1 protein-coding gene is annotated in these 374 nt (G+C 67.6%); it reads left to right on the forward strand.

The window, feature by feature from the left end; genetic code table 11:
* Window positions 1-82 precede the first annotated feature (82 nt).
* Window positions 83-374, forward strand: a 292-nt coding sequence (locus P3H15_RS54715) for a transposase (RefSeq protein ID WP_276144918.1), incomplete at its 3' end; no start/stop codon positions are given.

The following is a 374-nucleotide window of genomic DNA, read 5'->3' on the forward strand; positions in this document are numbered from 1 at the left end:
TAGGTCTCTTTGTAACGTGGGTGCCGGGCGTCGATGCCGGATCGGCGACCGGCCGGACCGGAGACACAAGGGACGACCCTGAATGGACTCGAACTATGCGGTGTACTGCGGCATCGACGTCGGCAAAGGCGAGCACCACGCCGTCGGACTGACCGCCGCCGGAAAGAAGATCTACGACAAGGCCCTGCCGAACGACGAAGCCAAGCTGCGGGCGGTCTTCGACCGCCTGGCCAGCCACGGATCGGTGCTGGTGGTCGTCGACCAACCCAACACGATCGGCGCCCTGCCGGTCACCGTGGCCCGCGCCTGCAGCCACGAGGTCGGCTACCTGCCCGGACTGGCGATGCGCCGCATCGCCGACCTGTACCCCGGAC

It is taken from the genome of Rhodococcus sp. T2V, assembly GCF_029269925.1.
In the GTDB taxonomy this organism is placed as follows: Bacteria; Actinomycetota; Actinomycetes; order Mycobacteriales; family Mycobacteriaceae; genus Rhodococcus_F; species Rhodococcus_F koreensis.